Origin of the sequence: Bradyrhizobium sp. USDA 4538 (assembly GCF_024171045.1) — a bacterium.
GTDB classification, from domain to species: Bacteria; Pseudomonadota; Alphaproteobacteria; order Rhizobiales; family Xanthobacteraceae; genus Bradyrhizobium; species Bradyrhizobium australafricanum.
The window spans coordinates 4,721,525-4,746,428 of record NZ_JALJZE010000001.1 but is presented as its reverse complement, the minus strand read 5'-3'; the positions used below and the strand labels follow the sequence as shown (position 1 = coordinate 4,746,428).

The window sequence follows — 24,904 nt, the reverse complement described above, 5'->3', positions numbered from 1 at the left end:
GCCTCCATGCATATTGTTTGCCCGCATTGTACAACATCCTACGCAATCAATCCGGCCACCCTTGGCGAGACCGGACGCACCGTCCGTTGTTCCCGCTGCCGGGAGGTCTGGCTGGCCCGGCCGGAGGACGCCATCGGGGCGACCGCGCCCACTCTGGCCTATCAGTCCGCCGGATCCGACCTCGCCGCCGAATGGGAGGCCATGGGCCGGGAGGAGGCTGACGCGACCCCGATGGTCGAGAGCCCCTCGATTTCGGCCGATTTGCCCGCCGAGGGCAGCGACGCCGCCACGGAATGGCCGGCGCTAGCCGAGGCGGATGCCGCGGCCCATGCCGACGCCGGGGACGCGGGAACCAGGGGCCGCTTCCGCCTGCCCCGGTTTCCCCGCCTGTTCCGCCTGCCCGCCCTGCCCCGAATTCCGTTCATGCCGGTGATCGGTGCCCTGCCGACCACCTGCGGCGCCATGGCCGCGCTGATCATCGCGCTGTTCGTCTGGCGCAACGACGTGGTGCGGCTGCTGCCGCAGACCGCGCTGTTCTACAAGATGGCCGGGCTCGACGTGAATTTGCGCGGGCTCGCCTTCAAGGATCTCAAGATCACCAACGAGACCGTGGACGGCAAGCCGGTGCTGGTGATCGAGGGCATGATCGTCGGCCAGACCAGGAAGCCGGTCGAATTGCCGCGGCTGCGCTTCTCGGTCCGCGACGCCCAGGGCGCCGAAATCTATGCCTGGAACGCCGTGCTGGAGCAGCCGGTGCTCAATCCCGGCGAGCGGGCCTTCTTCAAGTCGCGCCTCGCCTCGCCGCCGCCCGAAGGCCGCAATATCGACGTACGCTTCTTCAACAAGCGTGATCTCACCGGCGGCCGCGCGTGAGCCGCCGGCCAACTCCATCGGGAACCGACCAATCACCATGACGCGTGTTCTGATCGCCGACGACGAAGACTCGATGCGCTCGCTGGTGGCGCGCGCCATCGCCATGGACGGCCACGAAACCGTGACCGCGCAGGACGGCGCCGAGGCGCTGGAGGTGCTGACGCGCGACGAAGGCGCGTTCGACCTTCTGCTCACCGACATCCAGATGCCCGTGATGGATGGCATCGCGCTGGCGCTGACCGCGGCGCGCGACTTCCCTGCGCTGAAGATCCTGCTGATGACCGGCTTCGCCCATCAGCGCGAACGCGCCTCCGGCCTCGAGGCGATCGTGCATGACGTGGTGACGAAACCGTTCTCGGTGGCCGATATCCGCACCGCAGTCGCGGACGCGCTGGCGGCGCGGAAGGCCGGCTAGTGTGCTGAATGCGAAGTTCGTGCGATTTCGCGGCAGCCACTTTCACGAACTTCGCATTCATAAAGCACACTAGAATCATAAGTTTGCTAGTGTCCTTATCGAATCCGAAGTTCGCTCCGAAGGTGCGGCCAATGATGCGAACTTCGGATTCGGGACACTAGGGTTACGAGCTCAACTCGGAAAGCATGCCCGGGCGGTCAGCGTCACCGGGGATAGATTGAGAAATTGCGCAAATTGAAATGCATAACTCGCGCTGACCACGTTGCCGCAGGCTGACGTGGAATAGGTGAATGTCTGCGCCGGGAGCGTGAGGCCGAACGCCTGCTGCGCGGCGTAATTCGTGATGGCGCTCCCGCTTGGACAGAGCGTGCTGTTGACGGTCGCGCAACGCGCCGCCATTTCCGTGCCGTGCTGCAGCCCGAGCTGGGTCCAGAACAGCAGTCCGAATTCGATGATGCCAAATATGAACAGGAAGAACACGGGAGCGGTCAGGGCGAATTCCAGCGCGGAGGCCCCTCGATTGTCCCGCCATAGCGGTGTGAGTTTCACTGCAGCCTCGCAGTGGACTGGGCGCTATAGGTGTAGGTGGCCGCCACAATCTGATAATTGATCAGCGTGTAGTAGGTCCCTTGCGCCGAAACCATGGCATATGTTCCGGCCTGCGCGCCGCTGGGGCAGACCGCACCGCAACTGACGGTGCTGACCCCCGAACTGGTCGGGCACCCGCAAAACTGGTACGGCTTGGGCGAAGCATTGATGGCTGTGGAATTCGTGGCGGCTGTTACGGCGCTGGTGACGCCAGTCTCGTCAAAGCCGCGCACGATGGCGTATTGCGCTCCCGCCTGCGCGGCATTCTCGACCTGCATCTTGCGATAGAGCGCGAGTCCGATGTCGGTTACCGAGACGACCATCAGGGACAACAACGGGATCATGATGCCGAATTCGATGGCCGCGACGCCGCCCCTGTCGTGAACGGCGGTGCGCACAAGCCGCGTCAGAGAGAAAACCAATCGACCACGGCTGTTGGATGAGGATCTCTGGATTTGCATCGGGGCCAACCTCACTCGATGAGTTGCGCGGTTTGCGTGCCTATCGTCGCGGTGCCGAGCGCCGAACAATTGACCTGAAGGTTCGACGTGCCGCTGAACGTCAGCGTGTCCGCGATGATCTTGGTGCATGATGTGCTTGTGCCGTTACCACCGCCGAAGCTGAGGTCGGCCTTCGGCAGGTAGATGGCGCCGCCGAAGTTCTGGGTGGCACCACCCGTGAGATTAAAGGTAGTCCCGGCCGGCATGTTGCGGTCGCCATACATGACGATGCCCTTCGTGGAGCCGGAGGTCGGCGCCGTCAGATCGACGATCGCGTTGCTGCCGATCGAAGCCGTGCCCCACTTGCTTCCCGAGCCCGTAAAGACCAGGGTCACGCCGCTGCCCGTGATGGTGGCGTTGCCCGCGACGCTCAGGTTCGAGCCGTCCAGGTAATAGATGCCCGGATCGAGGTTCAGCGTTGCGCCGGCATTCACCGTAATGCTGCCCGAGTAGCAGCCGGGGCTGAGAGAATTCGTCTTTCCGTTGGAATTGACCGTAATCTTGGCGTTCGTACAGCTCGGCTTCGACGGCGGAGAGACGTTCGCATACGGGTCAGCCGTTGGCTTCATATGCGTCTTGACGCCGTTGGTGGCGGTGATGTTGCTGGTGCCGGAAACGTCGCCGACGACGCCGACCTGATTGGCGGCGACCGTCGCGCTGCCGGCCACGTTGAGCGATGGGCTTGCACCCGAGTTGCTGTAAAGGTTGCACTTGATCAGGTTGAGCTGGTTGCCGCCGCTCACGTTGACCGCGGGACTGGCGCTGGCGTTGAGCGCAAGCACGCAGCCCGTCCCGGAATTCGGCAGCGCGACCGCGCGCGCGGTGACCGGCACCGGGGCCGAGCCGAACAAGGCTGACAGCAACCGCTGTTGCGGTTGGCTCACGATGACTTCGACCGCCTGCAGGTTCGACGTCTGACTGCCGGTCTTCGGCGGTTGATTCACCGTGACCGTGACGTTGTTCGCCCCGTTCGCGTAACCGTAGTTTGCCGTGACCGCATTGGCTTCGGACAAAAGGTCGGCGCCTGCACTTGCCGCCGTTGCGGCGCTTACCGCGCCGGAGTCGGCGGCACTCTGCATGTTCTTATGTTTGTAGTACCACCATCCCACCTCGGTACCGAGCCCTGCCGTGCCGACCAGGACCGGCATGAGCAGCGCTGAAATGATCACATAGCTGCCCGACTGGTCTCGAACGAATTGTCGAACCAAGCTGGTCTGATGTTGGTGCCGGCGAGTAATACCCAATGGCCGGTATGACGATGCAATGAATAAACGGCTGTGCCTCATGTGCTCTCCTGAGACGCTTGCCAATTTTCCGAAGTAAGGTGACGCAAGCGACTTAAATGCGCACCAACGGGAACCCGACAATTTTAGGAAAATTGTGCGAAACGGGCGGACGACACCCGGTCCCGATCGCACCCGATTGGAACGCGGGGCGCGTAGCCCGCAGAAGCTGACGTCTGCAGGCTTACGACCGTCGTGCATATTCCGCGTCATTCCAGTGGAAGCGCGGCATACAGGTCGCCGTGGCCGTTCGATTCAAGCGCCGATGTCTCGTGAGTAGGCACGAGCTTTCACGGATGACGACAGTCGAAGGACGAGGCGCTCAATAATCCTTCAGCAGCCGCTCGATGTAGTCGAGCTCGATCTGCGGCCGCGACGGATCGGCGAGGCGGCGGCGCAGCTCTTCGAGGATGCGGCGGACGCGCTGCACGTCGATCTCGCCGGGGATCTTCACCGTGTAGTCGTCGCCGAATTCCCGACCGTGCAACGGGCGGCCGAGCGGATCGGTCTGGTTGCCGCCGCTCTGCTGGCGGCCGGCGCGGTTGCCGGGGCTGTCGCCCGGCTGGTCGCCATCGCCCTGCTGCATCGCGTCGGCGAGGCTCTGGGCGCCCTTGCGCAGCGCATCCAGCGCACGGCCCTGCGAATCCACCGCGCCGTCGGCATTGCCCTCGCCGAGCCGCCCGGAGGCATCGCCCATCGCGGAATCGGCCTGGTCGAGCCCGTCATCGCCGTCATCGCCCTGGTCGCCGCCTTGATCGCCCGGCTGCGCCTGGTCGCCCTTCTGACCCTGGCCTTTCTGGCCCTTCTGGCCGCGCTGGTCCGGTCCCATGCCGCGCTTGGCGAGCTCTTCCTGCAGCTTCTTCAGGCGATCGCGCAGCGCCTGCTGGTCCTGCTGCAGGTCGCCCATCGACTGCTCGCCCTGCTTGCCGCGCATGCGGTCGCGGCGGGAATCCTGGCCCTGCTTGAAGGTCTTGTCGCGCAATTGCTGCTGCTTGCGGATCATGTCGCCGAGCTCGTTGAGCGACTGCTGCATGTCGTCGTCGCCCTGATTGGGCTGCGCCATTTGCAGGTTTTCCAGCATCTGCTGCATCTGCTCGAGCAGCTGCCGCGCCGCATCCTTGTCGCCGGAGCGTGACAGCCGCTCCATGCGATCGAGCATGTTCTTGAGATCCTGCTGGCTCAGCACCTTGGCATTGGGATCGAGCGGCCGGGCGAGCTGCTGCGGATTGTTGCGGAACTGCTCGACCATCTGGCGGAGGAAATTGTCCAGCGCGGCGCGCAGATTGTCGGTGAGCTTCTTGATCTCCTCGTCGGTCGCGCCGCGCTCGAGCGCCTGCTTGAGCGCGTCCTGCGCCGCACGCAGCGCCTTGTCGACGTCCGAGATGTTGCCGTCCTCGATGGTGACGGCGAGCGACCACAGGCTGGCGACCACCTCGCGCAATTGGTCGTCGGTGCGCGCCGCCTCGAGCTGCCGGCTCACGGTGTGCAGGCCAAGGTAATAGCCGGTCTCCGGCATGAACATTTCGGGCGCGATCATCAGCGCCTCGAGCGCGGCGAACACCTGGCCGTTCTGATTGGCGTCGAGCGCCAGGATACGGCGCTGCTCGATCAGCGCGCGCGCCAGCGGCTTGGTGAACAGGCGCTCCGGCAGCCGCATGTTGAACGGCTCGCTCTTGCCCTCATTGCCGGCCTCGTCCTTGGCCGTCAGCGTCAAGGTCACGTCGGCGCCGGCATAGGGATCCTCACTGAGGTCCTTCACGGTCTGGCCGACGCCGTTGCGGGTGCGCGCATTCGGCAGCACCAGCGCGAATTGCGGCGGCTCGAACAGCGGTCGCGGCTGCGCCGCCTTGCCGTCGGCATCCTTCTTGCCGTCAGCCTCCTTCGGCGCATCGGTCGGCCGCACTGCGAATTGCGCGCGCGCTTCGCTGACGCCGTAGTCGTCCTCGAGCCGGTAGGACATCTGCAGCGCGCCGCGCGCCTGCCGCTCCGGATCCTTGGCGAGCGCAATCGACGGCGGGCGGTCCGGCGTCGCAGTGAACTTCCATTGCGGCTGGCCGGCCGGCGCGCGGACATGCGCGGTGCCGTCGCCAGTGATCTTGAAATGCCGCTCGTTGGTGCCCTTGGGCGCCTGCCCGTCCGGCGCGACCTCGGTAACACCGCCACCGACGACGACGTCGATGCTGCCGCCGCTGGAGCGCACCAGGAGCGTGCTGCCGGCCGGAACCGCGAGCGGGGTGGTGTCCGCCGCGTTGGCGTCCTTATTGGCGTTCGACAGAATGATCGGCGGCTTGCCGGTGTAGTTGGGCGGCGTCACCCAGGCATCGACCCGGACATTGGCCGGCGCCATGATGCCGTTCCAGTCGAATGCGGAGGCGACCCGCAGGCCGCGCTCGTCGCCGGCGGCGACATAGCTCGCGACCAGCATCACGATGACCAGCGCGCGCAGCGCCCAGGGGTCGTGCAGCGACACGCGCGGCCGCGGCAGCCCGGCGCGGATGCGCTTGATCGAGGCCAGCGTGCGCTCGCGCTGCGCCTGCCACAGCGCCAGCGCAAACGGGTCCTTGTTGGTGAGCGTGTCGGAGAGCGTGGTCGCCGGACGATGGCGAATGCCGGCGCCGCGGTCGAGCCGGCTCAGGCCCTCCTCGCGGCTCGGCCAGCGGAAGCGCACCAGCGGCGACAGCGCCGCGAGCGCGGCAATCGCGAACAGGCCGGCGCCGGCCACGCGTGCGACAAACGGCAGCACCAGCCACAGCCCGGCCCAGGACGCGACCAGGAACAATCCTGCGACCGTCAGGAACCGGGCCAGATGCGGCCAGGCCCGTTCCCACCCAATCGCGAACCTTGCCCGCTGCAGAGCCTCTGTCAGTTTCAGCCGCGCGATCGCATCGCTGTCGCGGACGGCGCGTGACGGGTCAGAGGGGTCGATGTTGGCTCCGCTCAATAAAATCTCCGGGGTAGCCGGCAGGTCAGCCTAGCACGGCGGCGGCTTTGAGGCACCCGTTCCAGGCAGTAACCCACACCGGGAAATACGCATAACACGAAGGCGTGACTGCGGCGGTTCGACCCCGTAACGTCCCGGCCGAACCATCGCATTAACGCATGAGGAACGCGATATGGACCAAAAAACGCACGACAAGGGGCTCGAAATCCGCAAGGCGGTGCTGGGCGAAGCCTATGTCAACAATGCGCTGAAGAATTCGGACAGCTTCAACAAGCCATTCCAGGAACTCGTCACCGAATATTGTTGGGGCGCGGTCTGGGGCCGCGAGGAACTGCCGCGCAAGACCCGCAGCATGCTCAACCTCGCCATGATCTCGATCCTGAACCGGCCGCACGAATTGAAGGCCCACATCAAGGGCGCGCTGACCAACGGCGTATCCCGCGACGAAATCCGCGAGATCTTCATGCAGGTCTCGATCTATGCCGGCATCCCCGCCGGCGTCGACAGCTTCCGCATCGCGCGCGAGGTGTTCGCCGAACTCGACAACAAGGCGTGAGCGAGCTCCACTCGTTGTCGTCCCGGCCAAGCGAAGCGCGAGCCGGGACCCATAACCACAGCTCGTCGTGGTTACGACGGCTGTGGCCCCGACTGCACCAAACAACTTAGTCCTGGGGTTATGGGTCCCTGCTTTCGCAGGGACGACATCGTGTGGGAGGCGCGCATATCGCACATAACGACATAGAGGAAACGACTCATGGAAATCGGATTCATCGGCCTCGGGAAGATGGGCTTCCCGATGGCGCGCCGGCTGATCGAGGCCGGCCACAAGCTCACCGTGTTCGACACCAGCAAGGACGCGCTCGACAGGCTGGTCGCACTCGGCGCGGTGGCCGCAACCTCGCCCAAGGACATCGCCGACCGCGTCGAGACCGTGATGGCGAGCCTGCCCTCGCTGCAGGCCTCACTCGAGGTCGCGACCGGCGCGGGCGGCGTGATCGAGGGCACGCGCGTCAAACGCTTCATCGACCTCTCCACCGTCGGCTCGCGGATGGCGGTGAAGATCCACGAGCTGTTGGCCAAGAAGAACATCGTGCAGATCGACAGCCCGGTCTCCGGCGGCGTCGCCGGCGCCGAGAAGGGCACGCTGGCAGTGATGGTGTCGGGCCCGCGCGCCGATTTCGAACTGGTGAAGGGCGCGCTCGACGTCATCGGCAAGGTGTTCTTCATCGGCACCAAGCCGGGCTCCGGCCAGACCATGAAGCTCGCCAACAACTTCCTGTCGGCGACCGCGATGGTGGCGACCTCGGAGGCTGTTGTGATGGGCGTCAAGTCCGGGCTCGATCCGGCCGTGATGATCGACGTCATCAATGCCGGCTCCGGGCTGAACACCGCGAGCCGCGACAAGTTTCCGCGCTCGGTGTTGCCGCGCAGCTTCGACTTCGGCTTCGCCACCGGCTTGATGGTGAAGGACGTGCGGCTCGCCGTCGAGGAGATGCGCGCGCTCGGGCTGTCGATGGAAGTCGCCGAAGCGGTCGGCCGGCTCTGGGAAGTCATCATCCGCGACGAGGGACCGGAGTCGGACTTCACCGCGGCGATCAAGCCGATCGAGAAGGCCGCGGGCGTGATCGTCGGCGGCGGCAAGGGCGGCGCGCACGCCGCGAAGTAACGACTGAGTAGGATGGGTAGAGCGAAGCGAAACCCATCGATTGCGTCCGCGCAGCGAGATGATGGGTTTCGCTGCGCTCTACCCATCCTACAAGATCACAGCCACGGCGCGGGCCTGTCCATCGCGATCAGGGCATCGACGTCGATGCGCGGGCGGACCACGGCGTACTGGTCGTCCTTGACCAGCACTTCGGGCACCAGAGGCCGCGTGTTGTAGGTGCCGGACTGCACCGCGCCGTAGGCGCCGGCGGTCATGATCGCCAGCAGATCGCCGGCCTTCGGCTGCGGCAGCGAGCGGTCGAGCGCGAGATAGTCGCCGGTCTCGCAGACCGGGCCGACCACATCCGCGACCATGGTCGGGGTGCCGGGCGCAGGCTGGCGCACCGGCAGAATGTCGTGATGCGCTTCATACAGGGTCGGCCGGATCAGGTCGTTCATCGCGGCGTCGATGATGACGAAGTTCTTGGCATCGCCCGGCTTCACATGGATCACGCGGGTGACGAGGATGCCGGCATTGCCGACGATCATGCGGCCCGGCTCGAACATCAGCGTGCAGCCGAGATTGTGCGTGACGCGCTTGACCATCGCCGCATAGGCATCCGGCGCCGGCGGCGCGGCGCGATCCATGTAATAGGGGATGCCGAGGCCGCCGCCGAAATCGATATGCGAGATGTCGTGGCCGTCGGCGCGCAGCGTCTGCACGAATTCGGCGAGCAGCCGGAAAGCGACCTCCAGCGGGCCGAGATCGGTGATCTGGCTGCCGATATGCACGTCGGTACCAGTGACCTTGACGCCCGGCAGCTTTGCCGCGCGGGCATAGACCTCGCGGGCGCGAGCGATCGGAATGCCGAACTTGTTCTCCGACTTGCCGGTCGAGATCTTGGCGTGGGTGCCGGCATCGACATCGGGATTGACCCGCACCGAGATGCGGGCCGTCTTCTTCATCTCGACCGCGAGACGCGACAGCATCTCGAGCTCCGGCTCGGACTCGATATTGATGCAGAGGATGTCGGTGGCAAGCGCGGCGCGCAGCTCGCCCTCGGTCTTGCCGACCCCGGAGAACACGATCTTCGAGGGCGGAATCCCGGCCGCCAGAGCCCGCTTCAACTCGCCGCCGGACACCACGTCGGCGCCTGCGCCGAGCTTGGCCAGCGTGCGCAGCACCGACTGGTTGGAGTTCGCCTTCATGGCGTAGCAGACCAGCGCCTTCTCGCCGGCGAAGGCTTCGGTGAAGACGCGGTAGTGGCGCTCCAGCGTCGCGGTCGAATAGCAATAGAACGGCGTGCCGACGGCCTCCGCCAGCTCAATGAGATTGACCGCCTCGGCATGCAGCACGCCGTTGCGATAGTCGAAATGGTTCATGACACGCTTTTAAATACTAATTGCCGAGCAGCGGATCGAGGAGGAAGGGCCGTTTATTGCCTCGCGGCGCGGCCGGCGCGGCCTCCGAGCCATAGGTCGGATTGAACACGCTGGGCTGCGCCGCCCGCTCGCTCTCAGTGTCGCTCGGTGCCGCGCCCGGCGCGACGTTCGCGGTCGGCGGCAGGTCGAGCGGTCCCTTACGGCCGCAGCCGCCGAGCGCCAGCGCGGATACGCCCAGCACAATGATGGCCCATCCCGAGGGGGTCAGGCGGTTCTTGCTAATCACGACGAATTCCCCAATTCGGGCGGCACCATACAAACATTGGCGTGCTCTGGCGAGAGGCGGAGCGTCATGAAATCACGGCCAAATTTTCCGGTTCAGCCCAATTTTCGCTCTTTTTCCAGCCGCTTGGCCCAGGCCTTGGCCTGCGCCATCACATTCTTCGGCGCCGTGCCGCCAAACGAGGTCCGGCTCTGCACAGAGGATTCGACGCTGAGCACCCTCAGCGCGTCGGCCGTGATCTTCGGCTCGACCTCCTGCATGGCCTTGAGCGGCAGCTCGTGCAGCGCCACACCCTGCTTCGATGCCAGGCCGACGATGCGCCCGGTAACGTGGTGGGCGTCACGGAACGGTATTTTCAGGGTGCGCACCAGCCAGTCGGCAAGATCGGTGGCGGTGGCGTAGCCCTCGCCGGCGGCGGCCTTCATCTTTGCTTCGTCCGGCACCAGGTCCTCGACCATGCCTGTCATGGCGCGAATTGCCAGTGACAGCGCCTCGAAAGCCTCCATCGCGCCCTGCTTGTCCTCCTGCATGTCCTTTTGATAGGCGAGCGGCAGGCCCTTCATCACGATCAGCAGCGCGGTGAGCGCGCCGATCACGCGGCCGGTCTTGGCACGGACCAGCTCGGCCGCGTCCGGATTGCGCTTCTGCGGCATGATCGACGAGCCGGTGGTGAACTTGTCGCTGAGCTTGACGAGGCCGACCAAGGGCGAGGTCCAGATCACGATCTCCTCGGCGAAGCGCGACATATGCACCGCGCAGATCGCCGCCGCCGACAGCGTCTCCAGCACGAAATCGCGGTCGGACACCGCGTCGAGCGAATTGGCCATCGGACGATCGAAGCCGAGCGCCTTCGCGGTCGTGGCGCGGTCGATCGGAAACGAGGTGCCGGCGAGCGCGGCCGCTCCCAGCGGCGATTCGTTCAGCCGCTTGCGCGCGTCGGCAAAGCGGCCGCGGTCGCGGCCGGCCATCTCGACATAGGCCAGGAGATGATGACCGAAGGTCACGGGCTGCGCGGTCTGCAGATGGGTGAAGCCCGGCATCACCGTGCCGGCATGCTCCAGCGCGCGGGCGACCAGCGCCTGCTGGAACGCGGCCAGCGCCGCATTGGTCTCATCGATGGTGTCGCGGACATAAAGCCGGAAATCGGTCGCGACCTGGTCGTTGCGGGAGCGCGCGGTGTGCAGCCGGCCCGCCGCGGGCCCGATCAATTCGGACAGCCGCGACTCGACATTCATATGAATGTCCTCGAGCGCGCGCTTGAAATCGAAATCGCCCTTGCCGATCTCTGACAAAATCGTGTCTAGACCTTTGCCGATATTTTTCGCATCAGCGGACGTGATGATGCCCTGCGCGGCGAGCATCGCGGCGTGGGCCTTGGACGCGGCAATGTCCTGGGCATAAAGGTGACGATCGACGTCGATGGAGACGTTGATTTCCTCCATGATCGCGTCGGGACGTTCCGAGAATCGGCCGCCCCACATCTTGTTGCTCATGACATCTCGCTCACGAATTCGTATTTCAGCCTTGCGGTTTCATGGCCGGAGGCGGCGAAACAGCACCGCAGTTCCGGTCGTATTCCCGGCACTGCTTAGCCACATCGACCCAGGATGACAAACGATATGCCCGAGACGACCCCATCCAATCCGACCGCCAGGCCGACCGCCAAGTGGCGTATCCCGCTGGTGATCGGCGCCGTGCTGGCCGGGGCCGTGATCGGCTATGTCGGGGTCTCCAGCCTCAAGCATCCCGCTGGCGGCGATATCGCCTGCAACAGCGCGGTGGCTCTTGCGAAGAAGATCGCCCCGCTTGCCCATGGCGAGGTCGCGGCGCTGACCATGGCGACCACCCCCTTGATGCTGCCCGACCTCACCTTCGAGGATGCTAACGGCCAGCCGAAGAAGCTCTCGGACTGGCGCGGCAAGACCGTGCTGGTCAATTTGTGGGCGACCTGGTGCGTGCCCTGCCGCAAGGAAATGCCGGCGCTCGACAGCCTGCAGACCAAGCTCGGCGGCAAGGATTTCGAGGTGGTCGCGATCAACATCGACACCCGCGACCCGGACAAGCCGAAAAACTTCCTGAAAGAGGCCAACCTGACCAATCTCGGCTATTTTTCGGATCAGAAAGCCAAGGTTTTTCAAGACCTTAAGAACATAGGCAAGGCGCTGGGCATGCCGACCTCGGTGCTGGTCGACGGCAAGGGCTGCGAAATCGCCAATATCGCCGGTCCCGCCGAATGGGCGAGCGACGACGCGATCAAGCTGGTGAAGGCCGCGCTGCAGCCAGCCGCAGCCGGGTTCTGATCAGGCGACGGCGTTGAGGTTGTCGCCGATGCCAGGCGACAAATTCGCGGTGGAGGGCGTGCCGAGCAGGGTCTGAACCGCGAACTTCTCGGCGTCGAGGTTCTGCTTGGTCACGCGGGTCGCGATCTCACCCTGCAGATTGCCCTGCTGCATCGACAGGATGCTGGTGACCATGCTCATCATGTCCATACGCGGCACTCCCAAAACTGGGGTTTGAGGTAACGCGCGAAAGTTAATGCTTGGGTAATCGATGGCCGCGTCAGGCTGACGCATCGGCCTCGAAATTCCCGCTAGCGCGATGATCCGCGTCTCAGGCCGTGTTCGCCGCGAAGGCCGCGCCGAGGGTGCGCAGCGCTTGCCGTGTCCGCGCATCGGACAGTTTTGAGTGAAGCATGACGTCGCGAGACGGCAGTGGCGGCAGGCCAAGCTTTGGCCCGAGGTCGACGGTATCCGCGGGCGCGACGCGGCGCGCCAGCGCTGCGACCGCAAGGCCTGCGGAGATCGCAGCTCCGATCGTCGACAGCCCGCCGCCGACGAACGCCTCGGTCCAGGCGATGCCGGCGGCGTCGAGCGCTTCAACCGCCATGGCACGCACGCTGCACGGCTCGGCTTGCGTCGCGAGGCGCAACGGCTCGCCCGGCCGATGGTGAAAATCAGGCGCGGCCATCCAGCCGAACGGCTCTTCGAACAGCACGTCGCCATCGCGGCGCTTGGCGTCGTGGCGGAGCACGATCGCAGCATCGAGCCTGCCGTCGTCGAATGCGCTAAGCACCGAACGCGACGTGTCGACGTGCAGCTGGATCACCAGCCCGGGATCGGTGCTGTTCATCCGCTTCAGCAGCGAGGCGAGTTCCGAGCCGACGATGTGGTGGCTGATGCCGACGACCAGCCGCCGATGCTCGACGGCAAACGAGCTGATCGCCGATTGATGCGCGGCCACTAGATTGCGCGCGGCGCCGAGGAAGGCGGCACCTTCAGCTGACAGCCGAACCAGCCGCGGCGTTCGCTCCAGCAACCGCCGGCCGAGGCCGTCTTCCAGACGCCTGATCTTCAGGCTGACCGCGGACTGTGTGGTCTCCATCGCCTGCGCCGCGCGCGTGAAGCTGCTGAGATCGGCCACCAGGACGAACGCCTGGACCGCCTCGAGGTCGAGCGCCTTCATGGTCATTCATTTAAATATGAAATCATTGAAATGCTTTATCATACCGTTTTTCAATGAACAAGGAGCCCCTAGGATCGGCGGCCCGTGACGCCACCAGGAGAGCCACCATCATGCCGCTGACCCGCGTTTCATTGCGACGGGGCAAGCCCGCCGCCTACCGCAAGGCCGTTCTCGAAAGCCTTTATCGCGCCATGCGCGAGACCTTCGACGTGCCGGAAGGCGATCGTTTCATGACGATCTCCGAGCACGACGACGGCGATTTCATCTATGGCGCCGGCTATCTCGGCATCAGGCGCAGCGCTGACCTGATCATCATTCAGATCACGGTCAGCAACACCCGCCCGGTGGCGCAGAAGCAGAAGCTCTATCGACGGATCGCCGAACGGCTGACCGAAAGCCCCGGCCTGCGCGCCGAGGACATCTTCATCAACCTGGTCGAGGTGCTCCCCGAGAACTGGTCGTTCGGCAACGGCGAGGCGCAGTACGTCCGATGACCGCTGCACCGACCCTCTCGCCGCGCATGAGCGGCATCACGGCATCGCCCGCATCGGTGCTGCGCCGCCGCGCCCGCGAACTGCGAGCTGCCGGGCGCGACATCATCGAGCTGTCGTCGGGCAATCTGGACTTCCCGACACCGGACCATGTGATCGCGGCGGCGCATGCAGCGGCATTGCGCGGCGAGACCCGTTACACCGATGTCGACGGCACGCCGGAACTGAAGCGGGCGGTGCGGGCCGCGCTGCTGCGCGACCATCATCTCGACTATGGTCTGGACGAGATCGTCATCACCAACGGCTCGACGCAGGCGCTGTTCAACGCGCTGCTGGCGACCCTGGCGCCCGACGACGAGGTGATCATCCCCGCGCCGTATTGGGCGCCCTATCTCGATCAGGTGCGGCTGGCCGGCGCGGCGCCGGTGGTGGTGCCGTGTGCGCAGAACAACGGCTTCAAGCTGCGCGCGGAGGATTTGCAGGCGGCGATCTCGGCGCGAACCCGCTGGATCATCGTCAACAATCCGGTCAACCCATCCGGCGCGCTGTATTCGCGTGATGATCTGTCCGAGATCGCCGCGGTCCTGCTGCGGCATCCGGACATCTGGGTGCTGGCCGACGGGCTCTACGAGCACATCGTGTTCAACGGATCTCCGGCGCCGACGCTTGCGGAAATCGAGCCGCGCCTGAAGCCGCGGACGCTGACCGTCAGCGGCCTCGCCAAGACCTATGCAATGATGGGTTGGCGCATCGGTTATGCCGCCGGACCCGCGGCGCTGATCCGCGAGATGATCACGATCCAGTCGCAGACCACGTCCGGCGCATCGTCGATCAGCCAGGCCGCGGCGGTTGCCGCGCTCGACGGCGCGCAGGATGTGCTGCTCGAGCGTGCCGCCATCCTTCGCGCCAAGCGTGACCGCTTTGCCGAACTCGTGAACGAATGCGCCGGGCTCTCCTGCACGCCGCCTGAGGGCACGTTCTATCTGCTGGTCAGTTGCGCCGGCGTGATCGGAAAGCGCGCGCCCGACGGCAGAGTGATCCGGACCGACCGCGATTTCTCGGCCTATCTGCTCGAGGCGGCCGATGTGGTGGTGTTTCCCGGCGAGGATCTCGGGCTGTCGCCCTATATCCGCCTCAGCTTCGCTAACCCGTCAGCCATCATCGAGGAGGCCGCAAGGCGGCTGAAGCGCGCCTGCGCGGCGCTGCAATGACGTCTCACGCGCAGAGCCAGCGCCTTGCGCTGACCGCGCATCTGCTCGGACTTGGCGCGGGTGTGACGATGATCGTCGGTCTCGTGCCGGCGACGCTTGCGCTGCTGCGGGCACTGATCTGAAGACGCGATGATTACCGCGTCGGGATCGGCTTGTCGCCGCGATAGTCGTAGAAGCCGCGCTGGCTCTTGCGTCCGAGCCAGCCGGCCTCGACATACTTCACCAGCAGCGGACACGGCCGGTACTTGGAGTCGGCCAGCCCCTCGTGCAGCACCTGCATGATCGACAGGCAGGTGTCGAGGCCGATGAAATCGGCGAGCTCGAGCGGGCCCATCGGATGGTGCGCGCCGAGCTTCATCGCGGCATCGATCGCCTCGACGTTACCGACGCCTTCATACAGCGTGTAGATCGCCTCGTTGATCATCGGCAACAGGATGCGGTTGACGATGAAGGCGGGGAAATCTTCCGACACCGCGACCTGTTTGCCGAGCTTGGCGACGAACGCCTTGGCGGTGTCGAAGGTCATGTCGTCGGTGGCGATGCCGCGGATCAACTCGACCAGTTCCATCGCCGGCACCGGATTCATGAAATGAATGCCGATGAACTTCTCCGGGCGGTCGGTCGAGGCGGCGAGCCTTGTGATCGAGATCGACGACGAGTTGGTCGCGACGATCGCCTCCGGCTTCAGTACCGCACAGACCTCGTGGAAGATCTTGCGCTTGGTCTCTTCCTTCTCGATCGCGGTCTCGATCACGAGATCGCAATCGGCGAGCGCGTCGAGCGACTCGGCGGAGGCGATGCGGTCGAGCGCCTGCTTGCGGTCGCTCTCGCTGATCGCCTTCTTCGCGACCTGCCGGGTCAGATTGCCGTTGATGGTCGCCAGCGCCGACTTCAGCCGGTCGCCGGACACGTCATTGAGCACCACGTCGAAGCCGGCCAGCGCCGCCACATGGGCAATGCCATTGCCCATCTGACCCGAACCGATCACGCCGACCTTTTTGATTGCCACCGTCATCTTGTCATCCACCGGAACGGCGCGCACATCGCGCCTGCCCAATTCCAACGATACCCGAAGTAAAGCCTTCCGGGTTGCCCAATCCGCCGGAAAACGTTTCCCGGGACCCGGATGTGATGACAGGTCATCACATCCGGGTCCCATTTCCCCTGTCGAGCATGATCCTTTCGGAAAAACGTTTCCGGATCATTGCCTCGAAAATAATAACACCGGCCTGAGCTTACCCATCCGGCCGGTGTCTTGTCGCTTACTTTCCGAGCTTGCCGAGCGCTTCGGTGAGCTCCGGAACCGCCTGGTAGAGGTCGGCGACCAGGCCGTAATCGGCGACCTGGAAGATCGGCGCGTCCTCATCCTTGTTGATGGCGACGATCACCTTGGAGTCCTTCATGCCGGCCAGATGCTGGATCGCGCCGGAGATGCCGACCGCGACATAAAGTTCCGGGGCCACCACCTTGCCGGTCTGGCCAACCTGCCAGTCGTTCGGCGCATAGCCGGCATCGACCGCGGCGCGCGAGGCGCCGACGCCGGCCCCTAACTTGTCAGCGAGCGGCTCGATATACTTGGCGAAGTTCTCGCGGCTCTGCATGGCACGGCCGCCCGAGACGATGATCTTGGCCGAGGTCAGCTCGGGGCGGTCGCTCTTGGCGACTTCCTCGCCGACGAACGTCGACAGGCCCGGATCGGCGGCCGATGCGGCGTTCTCGATCGCAGCGCTGCCGCCTTCGCCGGCGGCGGCGAAGGTCGAGGTGCGCACCGTGATCACCTTCTTGGCGTCCTTCGACTTCACGGTCTGGATCGCGTTGCCGGCATAGATCGGCCGCTCGAAGGTGTCGGGGGCGACGACCTTGATGATCTCGGAGACCTGCATGACGTCGAGCAGCGCTGCGACGCGCGGCATCACGTTCTTGAAGCGCGAGGTCGCGGGCGCGACGAACGCGTCATAGCCGGGAGCCAGCGCGACGATCAGCGCAGCCAGCGGCTCGGCAAGGTCGTGCTCATAGGCGGGGCCTTCGGCCACCAGCACCTTGGTGACGCCGGCAAGCTTGGCGGCTGCTTCCGCCGCCGCCTTGGTGCCCTGGCCACCACCGGCAACCAGCACATGGACATCGCCGCCGAGCTGGGTCGCCGCGGTCAGCGCCTTGTTGGTCGCGTCCTTCAGCGTCTCGTGGTCGTGTTCAGCAATCAACAGCGTCGTCATCAGAGAACCCCGGCTTCGGTCTTGAGCTTGTTCACGAGTTCGGCGACGTCCTTGACCTTGACGCCCGCCTTGCGGCCTGCCGGTTCCGCGGTCTTCAGCACTTCCAGACGCGGCGTCACATCGACGCCGTAGTCAGCGACGCTCTTGTCGTCGATCGGCTTCTTCTTCGCCTTCATGATGTTGGGCAGCGACGCATAGCGCGGCTCGTTCAGGCGCAGGTCGGTGGTGACGATCGCCGGGCCCTTGAGCTTGATGGTCTGCAGGCCGCCGTCGACTTCGCGGGTGACCTTGAAGTCGGATCCTTCGACCTCGAGCTTGGAGGCGAAGGTCGCCTGCGACCAGCCGAGCAGCGCGGCCAGCATCTGGCCGGTCTGGTTCGAGTCGTCGTCGATCGCCTGCTTGCCGAGAATGACGAGGCCGGGCTGCTCCGCTTCAACCACCGCCTTCAGGATCTTGGCAACAGCGAGCGGTTCAACATTGCCTTCGGCCTTGACCAGGATGCCGCGGTCGGCGCCCATCGCAAGTCCGGTGCGAATGGTCTCGGAGGCCTGCGCGGGTCCGATCGACACCACCACCACTTCGGTCGCCTTGCCGGCTTCCTTCAGCCGCAGCGCTTCCTCGACGGCGATTTCGTCGAACGGGTTCATCGACATCTTGACGTTGGCGAGCTCCACGCCCGTCCCGTCACTCTTGACGCGGACCTTGACGTTGTAGTCGACGACCCGCTTTACCGGCACAAGAACCTTCATCGATCCTCTTTCGCTTTGATTTTATGGGTTTCGGTTGGCTGGCGCGGAACCTAAAGGTCCCGTTTCTCCCGGTCAACGCGCCAAAGCCAAAAAACCGTCCCCCGGTTTTGAACCAGTTTAGCGGTTCTGGCCCGGCACCCACAACACGTCTCCCGCTCCCTTATTGTTCTGGAAGCGGCTGGCAACGAACAGGAAATCCGACAGGCGGTTCATATACTGGATGCCAGCCTGATTGACCGGCTCATCGGGTTGGGCGGCGAGTTCCACCATCATCCGTTCCGCGCGGCGACATATCGTCCGGGCGAGATGCAGATAGGCAGAGGCGGGCGTGCCACCGGGCAGCACGAACGAGGTTAGCGGCGCGAGCTGGTCGTTCAGGCTGTCGATATCGCGCTCGAGCCGCTCGACCTGGCTTGCCAGCATCCGCAGACGTTCGGCCTTGCCCTCGCGCTCGGGCACCGCGAGGTCGGCGCCGAGATCGAACAGATCGTTCTGGATCCGGCCCAGCATCGCATCGACCGCGGGGCTGCCGGCAAGATGCAGCCGCACCACGCCGATCGCGGCATTGGTCTCGTCGACCGTGCCATAGGCGGCAATGCGCAGATCGTATTTCGGCCGCCGCTCGCCGGAGCCGAGCGCGGTGGTGCCGTCATCGCCGGTGCGCGTGTAGATCCGATTGAGAACGACCATGGCAGGCTCCGGTGTTCGATGTTCGAGTCCACCACTCCGATCGGGAGAGGTGGAGAATAGCCCGACAAATCTACCTCACCTAGCGCCCCATCGCCCAGACCGCGAGCATCGCGATGACAATGGCGACGAACTGCAGCAGCACGCGCAGCCGCATCAGCTTTTGCGACGTGTTCGGCGAGCCGCCCTTCATCATGTTGATGAGGCCGAGCAGGAGGACCAGCGCGACGGCGCCGACGGCGATGGGAAGAATGATCGTGCTGAGGAGAGATGTCATTTGCGGTACATAACACCGCAGGACGCGGACTTCCACACAGCCCGGCCATGCAACCAACTGGCTTTTCAGCGCGTAATATCAGATGCTGGGTCCGTTCTCGGGCCGAGCGGTTTTCGACAATGCCGGGTGGAATGTGAAGCAGCTTCGTTACGTCACCCACGTCGTGATGGATGCCTTTTACACGTTCCTCGCCGACGACGGCTGGGCGATCGCGAGCCACATCGCGCTGTCGACGCTGATGGCGCTGTTTCCGTTCCTGATCGTGCTGACCTCGGTGGCCGGCTTCTTCGGCTCCAAGCAACTCGCCGACCAGGCGGTCGGGCTGATGCTGCAGGTCTGGCCGCAACAGGTCGCCGAGGCGCTGTCCGGCCAGATCCACGACGTGCTGACCAACACCCGCGGCGACATCCTGACCATCGGCGCGGTGCTCGCGGTCTACTTCGCCTCCAACGGCGTCGAGGCGCTGCGGGTGGCGCTGAACCGCGCCTACGCCGTGATCGAGCCGCGGCGCTGGTACTGGCTGCGGCTGGAGTCGATCGGCTACACGCTGGTCGCGGCGTTCACCTCGCTCGCGATGGCTTTCCTGATCGTGCTCGGACCGCTGATCATCGAGGCGGCGCGGCGCTATATCCCGTTCTTCGTCGAATCGAACGAGAGCCTGCTCAACACCGCCCGTTACGGCGTCACGATCCTGGCGCTGGTCGTCGCGCTTTTCATCCTGCACGCCTGGCTGCCGGCGGGCCGTCGCAGCTTCACGCAAATCCTGCCCGGCATCATCTTCACCATGGTGGCCTCGCTGCTCTCGGGCATCGGCTTCGGCATGTACCTCGCACGCTTCGCCAACAACTACGTCACGATGTATGCGGGGCTGGCCTCGGTGGTGATCGCACTGGTGTTCCTGTATTTCATCGCCGCGATCTTCGTGTTCGGCGGCGAGTTGAACGCGGCGATCATCAAGTCGCGGTTGCCGCACGGCGTGTCGCTTCATGCAGCGCAGTCGCGAGCGCCCGCGGGGACACAGGCTTGACCAGGAAGCCGTCGGCGCCGGCAGCGCGCGCTGCGGCCTCGTCCTCGGCCCGGCCGGAAATCCCGACAATCACGATGCGGCCGTGCGGCGGCGGCAGCGCGCGGATGCGCTTGATCGCCTCGATGCCGCCGATGCCGGGCAGCACCATGTCCATCAGCACGGCGTCGAAGGCGCCCTGCACGAGCCGGTCGGGCGCGGCCTCGCCCTGACCGACGAATTCGGCGTGGTGACCGAGTTCGGTCAGGATCGTGTTGAGCACGACGCGACCGAACGGATTGTCCTCGACACTGAGCAGCCGCAGCCCTTGCGACAGCAGCGCCGCCGCGCTCTCGCCGGAGGCGGTGCCGGCCGGCCCTTCGGCGGGCGCCAGTTCCACCTTGAGCGTGAAGGTGGTGCCCCCGCCGGCGCGCCGGTCCGCGACGATGTCGCCGCCCATGGCGCGCGCGAGCTGCCTGACGGACGACAGGCCGAGCCCGGCGCCGCCGAACCGCGCGGCGATCGAGACGTTGGCCTGCGAGAACGGCCGGAACAGGCGCTTGACCTCCGATAGCGTCAGGCCGATCCCGCTGTCGGAGATCGCGAACGCGACGCCGATCTTGTCGCCGGACCTTCCCTTCACCGCGCCCACCGGCACGATACGCAGCTCAATGCTGCCCTGCTCGGTGAACTTCACCGCGTTGTCGATCAGATTTTCCAGCGCCGCGCGCAGGCGGACGGGATCGCCGACCGCGAAGGCAGGCAACTGGTCGGAGACCTCGACGGAAGCCTGCAGCCCCTTGGCCGCCGCGCGGCCGGCGAGCGAATCCGCTGCGTGACGCGCCAGCGTGCGCAGGTCGAAGAAATCCTGCCGGATCTCGAGCCCCGGCCCCTCGCTCCGGGCGGCGTCGACGAACAGGGTCGCAAGGCTCGCCAGATGCTCGGCGCCGGCCTTGATGGTATCGACCCAGCGCCGCTCGCGCTCGCCGAGATCGGATGTCGCGAGCAGATTGCTGATCGCAAGGATTCCGGTGAGCGGCGTCCGCACCTCATGGGCAAAGGCGGCAAGTGCAGTATCGACCATGCCGGGACCGGCCTTCGGGGCCGGCTTCGGCACGGCCCGCTTGCGGCGCGGCCTGGCGGCCACCTTGGCGGCGCGGGCCTTGGCCGTTCGCGTCTTGGCGGCACCTGTCTTGGCAGTTCGTGTTTTGGCAGTTCGTGTCTTGGCAGCACGCGGTTTGGCGGCGCGCGCCTTCGGCGGCGTCCTTTTGGATGGCCGCTTGCTGCGCCGTGCGCGCGATTTTGACGCCATGGTCTCCGTGATCCCCGCCCCGGTCAACAACATGGCATGCCAGGCGGGCCGGAGTCACGGCGACGTTTACGGCGCGCCTGCGCAAAACGCCATGATGCGATCAAATGGCCAAAATCTACTGCAAACCGACCAGGCGGCGGATACCGGCCGGGCTCGCCCCAGCCGCCCGCAATTCGCGCAGTCCGGTCGCCTGGGTCGATTTCGACAGCTTTTGGCCGGCCGCGTCTCGGATCAGCCGGTGGTGCCGGTAGTTTGGCGCGGGCAGGCCGAGCAGTTCCTGCAACAGCCGATGCACGCTGGTCGACCAGAACAGGTCAACGCCCCTGACGACATCGGTAACGCCCTGCAGGGCGTCATCGATCACGACCGAGAGATGGTAGCTGGTTGGGGTCTCCTTGCGCGCCAGGATCACGTCGCCCCAGGCCTCAGGCCGGGCCACGACGTCTCCGCTCTCGCCAGCCGGCCCCTCGCCCGCTTCCCGCCAGCGCAGCTCGCCGGCGCGCGCGCGGGCTGCGCCCATATCGAGCCGCAACGCGAACGGCGCGCCCTGCCCGATCAGCCAGTCGCGCGCCTCGGCCGACAGCGATTTGGCTGGCCCTGGATAGAGCGGCGCGCCGTCCGGATCGCGCGGCCATGCGCCCCCGGCCTCGCGCTCCGCGACCAGCCGGGCGATCTCGGCCCGGCTTTCGAAGCTCGGATAGACCAGCCCATCGGCCGACAGGCGGTCGATCGCCGCGCGATAGGCGGCAAAATGCTCGGACTGCCGCCGCACCGGGGTCTTCCAGGCGATGCCGAGCCAGGCCAGATCCTCGTAGATCGCCTGCTCGAATTCCGGCCGGCAGCGCGTCGCGTCGATGTCCTCGATCCGCAGCAGCAAGCGTCCGCCCGACTGCCGCGCGAGGTCGTGGTTGAGGAGCGCCGAATAGGCGTGGCCGAGATGCAGGTAGCCGTTCGGACTCGGCGCGAAGCGGAAAACGGGTGGCATGGTCATCGGTCACGCGTCATTGCCGGACTTGCCCCGGCGACTCTGGTTCATGCGCCCGGACAAGACTCTGTTACGATAGGAGATCGATGCGCGGGTCAAGCCCGCGCCTGACAAGCCGATGCAGACCCCGCAAATGCTGATTCACCTCGAAACCCAGGCCGACCTCGACGACGCGATCCACAAACTGGTCGACCAGGACCGCCGCCTGCGCCCGATCCTGGAGCTGACCGGCATGCCGGCGATCCGGCAGCGCGAGCCCGGATTTGCCGGGCTTGCCGCGATCATCTGCGGCCAGCAGCTCTCGACCGCGAGTGCGGCGGCGATCTGGGGGCGCGTCAGCACGGCGTTCGACCCGTTCCACCATGACGCGATCCGCAACGCGCGGGCCGACCGGCTCGGCCGGCTCGGGCTGTCGGCGGCCAAGATCAAGACGCTGAAGCACATCGCGCGCGAGCTCGCCGAGGAGCGGCTGAACCTCGACGTCCTTGCCAATGAGGAGGCCGATGCGGCGCACAACACGCTGACCGCGCTACCCGGAATCGGCCCGTGGACCGCTGATGTCTATCTGCTGTTCTGCCTCGGCCATGGCGATGCCTGGCCCGCGGGCGACCTCGCCGTACAGGAAGCGGTCAAGGTCGGGCTCGGCTTGAAGGAGCGGCCGACGCCGAAGCAGATGGCGCCGCTTGCGGAGCCGTGGCGTCCGCTGCGCGGCGCCGCAGCGCATCTGTGGTGGGCATATTATCGCGTGCTCAGAAATCGCGAGGGCGTGATCGCCGGTGCAAAGTAGTCGTGGAGAAAAACACACCAACTGCGTGATCGCGTGATATAGAATCAGCAGACATATAGTTTTTCAATTTGCCGGCCTCGCCCATTTTGCACGCGCAGCACGTCCTTATTGCAAGGAGACGGACCTGATTTCTCTCCGTATCCCGCTGACGCTTCTCTCGTTATCCCTGGGCGCGATCGCCGCGGCGTGGTGGTGGCTCGGCATCCCGGTCAACCTGCCGCGCGCGCCGATCGATCCGAACGACAAGGTGCAATGCATCTCGTACGCGCCGTTCCGTAACAATCAGACATCGCTTTCGCCGGCGACACAGGTCTCGCCGGAACAGATCGCGGAAGACCTCGCGCAACTCGCGAAGATATCCGACTGCATCCGCACCTATGCGACCGATCTCGGTCTCGATCAGATTCCCGCACTCGCGGCCAAGGCGGGGCTGAAGGTCATCCAGGGCATCTTCCTCGATCGGGACCGCAAGAAGAATGCAACGCAGGTCGCCACCGCGATCCGCCTCGCCCAGGAATATCCGGAAACCATCATCGCGCTCGTGGTCGGCAACGAGGTCTTGCTGCGCAAGGAAATGTCGGCTTCCGACCTTGCCGCCACGATCCGCTCGATCAAGGCGCAGGTCTCCGTGCCCGTCACCTACGCCGACGTCTGGGAATTCTGGCTGAGCAATCGCGAGCTTTCTGACGCCGTCGACTTCGTCACGGTTCACATCCTGCCCTATTGGGAAAATGTTCCAATCCGGGCGGAAGATGCCGCCGCTCACGCCGACGAGATGCGCCGGCAGATCGCCGCGGCTTTTCCAGGCAAGGAAATCTTTATCGGAGAAATCGGCTGGCCCAGCGAGGGGCGCATGCGCGAGTCCGCGCTGCCGTCCCGCATCAATCAGGCGCGAGTGGTTTCGGAGGTCCTCGACCTTGCCCGGCGCCAGCATTTCCGCGTCAACCTGTTCGAGGCCTATGATGAAGGCTGGAAGCGGGAGATCGAGGGCACGGTCGGCGGCTCCTGGGGCCTGTTCGATTCCGAGCAGCGCATGCCGAAATATCCGCCGGGCCAACCGGTCAGCAATTTTCCGCTCTGGAAGCTGCAAATGGTCAGCGGAATGGGCATGGCGATCCTCGTCTTCGGCGCGGCATGGCTGACCTTACGCCGCAAGCCGAGAAAGCCCGCATTCGCGTCGTGGCCTGCAGTCGCGCTATCGGCGACCACGGCTGGCATCCTGTTTGGCGTCGCCGAGCAGAGATTGGTCTATGAAAGCTACGGAACGGGAGGCTGGCTTGTCTGGGGCTCGCTGCTGGTGGCGGCCACGGCTTCGCCCGTGTTGAGCGCCAACGCCCTGATGTCGGGCCGCGCACCGCCCAGCTTTTTCGAAGTGTTGGGTCCGAAGGGCCATCACACTGAATCGGTGCTGGCGACCCTGCACGGACTGGCCTTGATGATCACCGTCGTGATCGGCACGGCGACCGCAATCGGTCTCGTGTTCGACCCGCGCTTCATTGACTTTCCCTTCGCGCCTCTCACCATGGCGGCGGTGCCCTTTGCTGCCGTGACGCTGCTCAATCCTCCCACGAAGGGAATCCGACCACTGGCGGAGTCGATCTTTGCCGGCATTTTCATTGCAACGGCGATCTACACAGGATTCAACGAAGGGGCGGAGAACTGGCAGTCGCTGTGGACCTGCGCGGCCTTCCTTCTGCTCGCAGTGACGCTGTTGCGGGCGCGTGCCTGACAACGCGACCTAGAGCGTTTCCCGTTCCGATGGAATCGGAACGGCGCTCTAGATTCTTGTTTTGACGCGTTTTCTTCACGCGAACCGG

At 65.3% G+C, this 24,904-nt stretch carries 27 protein-coding genes; 11 read left to right on the top strand and 16 right to left on the bottom strand.

The features are described from left to right. Window positions 1–6: 6 nt before the first annotated feature. Together J2R78_RS21380 and J2R78_RS21375 are read left to right on the top strand one after the other, a co-directional pair. On the top strand, window positions 7–873 hold the full coding sequence (locus J2R78_RS21380) for an MJ0042-type zinc finger domain-containing protein (protein ID WP_253606650.1): 867 nt from the start codon (window positions 7–9) through the stop codon (window positions 871–873). 37 nt (window positions 874–910) lie between these two features. Next, entirely contained in the window at window positions 911–1,288 is a 378-nt protein-coding gene (locus J2R78_RS21375) for a response regulator (RefSeq protein WP_016845302.1), read from the top strand. A 171-nt stretch (window positions 1,289–1,459) separates the two neighbouring features. On the opposite strand, the gene J2R78_RS21370 is transcribed toward J2R78_RS21375, so the two are convergent. The 4 genes from J2R78_RS21370 to J2R78_RS21355 form a co-directional block, all read right to left on the bottom strand. Then, the gene (locus J2R78_RS21370; protein WP_225164603.1) at window positions 1,460–1,837 is read right to left on the bottom strand and encodes a TadE/TadG family type IV pilus assembly protein; all 378 of its coding nucleotides are present in this window, start codon (window positions 1,835–1,837) and stop codon (window positions 1,460–1,462) included. Beyond that, the gene (locus J2R78_RS21365) at window positions 1,834–2,274 is read right to left on the bottom strand and encodes a TadE/TadG family type IV pilus assembly protein (RefSeq protein ID WP_141340959.1); all 441 of its coding nucleotides are present in this window, start codon (window positions 2,272–2,274) and stop codon (window positions 1,834–1,836) included. Before J2R78_RS21365 ends, J2R78_RS21370 begins: the two co-directional genes overlap by 4 nt. Before the next feature lie 74 nt (window positions 2,275–2,348). Then, window positions 2,349–3,584 (bottom strand): pilus assembly protein TadG-related protein, encoded by a 1,236-nt coding sequence (locus tag J2R78_RS21360; RefSeq protein WP_253606648.1) that lies wholly within the window; start codon window positions 3,582–3,584, stop codon window positions 2,349–2,351. A 397-nt stretch (window positions 3,585–3,981) separates the two neighbouring features. Beyond that, on the bottom strand, window positions 3,982–6,600 hold the full coding sequence (locus tag J2R78_RS21355; RefSeq protein ID WP_168857835.1) for a TIGR02302 family protein: 2,619 nt from the start codon (window positions 6,598–6,600) through the stop codon (window positions 3,982–3,984). 172 nt (window positions 6,601–6,772) lie between these two features. Between J2R78_RS21355 and J2R78_RS21350 the strand changes: the two genes are divergently transcribed. Together J2R78_RS21350 and J2R78_RS21345 are read left to right on the top strand one after the other, a co-directional pair. Next, window positions 6,773–7,156: a carboxymuconolactone decarboxylase family protein gene (locus tag J2R78_RS21350; protein WP_018268955.1), complete on the top strand. Its 384-nt coding sequence runs from the start codon at window positions 6,773–6,775 to the stop codon at window positions 7,154–7,156. Between the two features lie 198 nt (window positions 7,157–7,354). Then, window positions 7,355–8,266 carry an NAD(P)-dependent oxidoreductase gene (locus tag J2R78_RS21345; RefSeq protein WP_253588807.1) on the top strand — a complete coding sequence of 304 codons (912 nt, stop codon included), beginning with the start codon at window positions 7,355–7,357 and terminating at the stop codon, window positions 8,264–8,266. A 95-nt stretch (window positions 8,267–8,361) separates the two neighbouring features. Here J2R78_RS21345 and lysA read toward each other — a convergent pair whose 3' ends face one another. The 3 genes from lysA to argH all read right to left on the bottom strand — a co-directional run bounded on the left by lysA (window position 8,362) and on the right by argH (window position 11,403). Continuing rightward, entirely contained in the window at window positions 8,362–9,627 is a 1,266-nt protein-coding gene (gene lysA / locus J2R78_RS21340) for a diaminopimelate decarboxylase (protein ID WP_253606645.1), read from the bottom strand. 16 nt (window positions 9,628–9,643) lie between these two features. Further along, entirely contained in the window at window positions 9,644–9,913 is a 270-nt protein-coding gene (locus J2R78_RS21335; protein WP_057017758.1) for a lipoprotein, read from the bottom strand. Window positions 9,914–10,005: 92 nt separating this feature from the next. Next, window positions 10,006–11,403, bottom strand: a complete 1,398-nt coding sequence (argH, locus tag J2R78_RS21330; RefSeq protein ID WP_253606644.1) for an argininosuccinate lyase — start codon at window positions 11,401–11,403, stop codon at window positions 10,006–10,008. 126 nt (window positions 11,404–11,529) lie between these two features. On the opposite strand from argH, the gene J2R78_RS21325 reads away from it, so the two are divergent. Further along, on the top strand, window positions 11,530–12,210 hold the full coding sequence (locus J2R78_RS21325; protein WP_225162776.1) for a TlpA disulfide reductase family protein: 681 nt from the start codon (window positions 11,530–11,532) through the stop codon (window positions 12,208–12,210). Here the strand turns inward: J2R78_RS21325 and J2R78_RS21320 are convergent, their stop codons facing one another. Together J2R78_RS21320 and J2R78_RS21315 are read right to left on the bottom strand one after the other, a co-directional pair. Continuing rightward, window positions 12,211–12,399, bottom strand: coding sequence for a putative motility protein (locus J2R78_RS21320; protein WP_069280209.1), 189 nt, complete (start codon window positions 12,397–12,399; stop codon window positions 12,211–12,213). Between the two features lie 121 nt (window positions 12,400–12,520). Continuing rightward, the gene (locus J2R78_RS21315; protein ID WP_375167049.1) at window positions 12,521–13,372 is read right to left on the bottom strand and encodes a LysR substrate-binding domain-containing protein; all 852 of its coding nucleotides are present in this window, start codon (window positions 13,370–13,372) and stop codon (window positions 12,521–12,523) included. A 110-nt stretch (window positions 13,373–13,482) separates the two neighbouring features. On the opposite strand from J2R78_RS21315, the gene J2R78_RS21310 reads away from it, so the two are divergent. Genes J2R78_RS21310 through J2R78_RS44780 form a run of 3 tightly spaced genes read left to right on the top strand, consistent with a single transcriptional unit; the run spans window position 13,483 to window position 15,196 of the window. Beyond that, entirely contained in the window at window positions 13,483–13,866 is a 384-nt protein-coding gene (locus J2R78_RS21310) for a tautomerase family protein (protein WP_253606633.1), read from the top strand. Beyond that, complete coding sequence (locus J2R78_RS21305) at window positions 13,863–15,074, top strand: pyridoxal phosphate-dependent aminotransferase (protein ID WP_253606631.1); 1,212 nt, start codon at window positions 13,863–13,865, stop codon at window positions 15,072–15,074. Before J2R78_RS21310 ends, J2R78_RS21305 begins: the two co-directional genes overlap by 4 nt. Further along, window positions 15,071–15,196, top strand: a complete 126-nt coding sequence (locus tag J2R78_RS44780) for a hypothetical protein (protein WP_256558630.1) — start codon at window positions 15,071–15,073, stop codon at window positions 15,194–15,196. The genes J2R78_RS21305 and J2R78_RS44780 overlap by 4 nt, the downstream gene beginning before the upstream one ends. 11 nt (window positions 15,197–15,207) lie before the next feature. Here J2R78_RS44780 and J2R78_RS21300 read toward each other — a convergent pair whose 3' ends face one another. The 5 genes from J2R78_RS21300 to J2R78_RS21280 form a co-directional block, all read right to left on the bottom strand. After that, window positions 15,208–16,089, bottom strand: a complete 882-nt coding sequence (locus J2R78_RS21300; protein ID WP_076827506.1) for a 3-hydroxybutyryl-CoA dehydrogenase — start codon at window positions 16,087–16,089, stop codon at window positions 15,208–15,210. Window positions 16,090–16,336: 247 nt separating this feature from the next. Next, window positions 16,337–17,287, bottom strand: a complete 951-nt coding sequence (locus J2R78_RS21295) for an electron transfer flavoprotein subunit alpha/FixB family protein (RefSeq protein WP_253606629.1) — start codon at window positions 17,285–17,287, stop codon at window positions 16,337–16,339. Then, entirely contained in the window at window positions 17,287–18,036 is a 750-nt protein-coding gene (locus J2R78_RS21290) for an electron transfer flavoprotein subunit beta/FixA family protein (RefSeq protein ID WP_016845285.1), read from the bottom strand. Before J2R78_RS21290 ends, J2R78_RS21295 begins: the two co-directional genes overlap by 1 nt. 117 nt (window positions 18,037–18,153) lie before the next feature. Beyond that, complete coding sequence (locus J2R78_RS21285) at window positions 18,154–18,726, bottom strand: cob(I)yrinic acid a,c-diamide adenosyltransferase (RefSeq protein WP_092080510.1); 573 nt, start codon at window positions 18,724–18,726, stop codon at window positions 18,154–18,156. A 79-nt stretch (window positions 18,727–18,805) separates the two neighbouring features. Continuing rightward, a complete protein-coding gene (locus tag J2R78_RS21280; protein WP_028340366.1) occupies window positions 18,806–19,000 on the bottom strand; it encodes a twin transmembrane helix small protein in 195 nt (64 codons plus the stop codon). Window positions 19,001–19,166: 166 nt separating this feature from the next. On the opposite strand from J2R78_RS21280, the gene J2R78_RS21275 reads away from it, so the two are divergent. Next, window positions 19,167–20,027, top strand: a complete 861-nt coding sequence (locus tag J2R78_RS21275) for a YihY/virulence factor BrkB family protein (protein ID WP_370143883.1) — start codon at window positions 19,167–19,169, stop codon at window positions 20,025–20,027. On the opposite strand, the gene J2R78_RS21270 is transcribed toward J2R78_RS21275, so the two are convergent. Together J2R78_RS21270 and gluQRS are read right to left on the bottom strand one after the other, a co-directional pair. Then, entirely contained in the window at window positions 19,954–21,315 is a 1,362-nt protein-coding gene (locus J2R78_RS21270; RefSeq protein ID WP_253606627.1) for an ATP-binding protein, read from the bottom strand. The genes J2R78_RS21275 and J2R78_RS21270 overlap by 74 nt on opposite strands. Before the next feature lie 115 nt (window positions 21,316–21,430). Beyond that, window positions 21,431–22,300, bottom strand: a complete 870-nt coding sequence (gluQRS, locus tag J2R78_RS21265; protein ID WP_253609879.1) for a tRNA glutamyl-Q(34) synthetase GluQRS — start codon at window positions 22,298–22,300, stop codon at window positions 21,431–21,433. A gap of 133 nt (window positions 22,301–22,433) precedes the next feature. On the opposite strand from gluQRS, the gene J2R78_RS21260 reads away from it, so the two are divergent. Next, window positions 22,434–23,087: a DNA-3-methyladenine glycosylase gene (locus J2R78_RS21260; RefSeq protein ID WP_253609878.1), complete on the top strand. Its 654-nt coding sequence runs from the start codon at window positions 22,434–22,436 to the stop codon at window positions 23,085–23,087. Window positions 23,088–23,253: 166 nt separating this feature from the next. Continuing rightward, window positions 23,254–24,816: a glycosyl hydrolase family 17 protein gene (locus J2R78_RS21255; protein ID WP_253609877.1), complete on the top strand. Its 1,563-nt coding sequence runs from the start codon at window positions 23,254–23,256 to the stop codon at window positions 24,814–24,816. Window positions 24,817–24,904 lie beyond the last annotated feature (88 nt).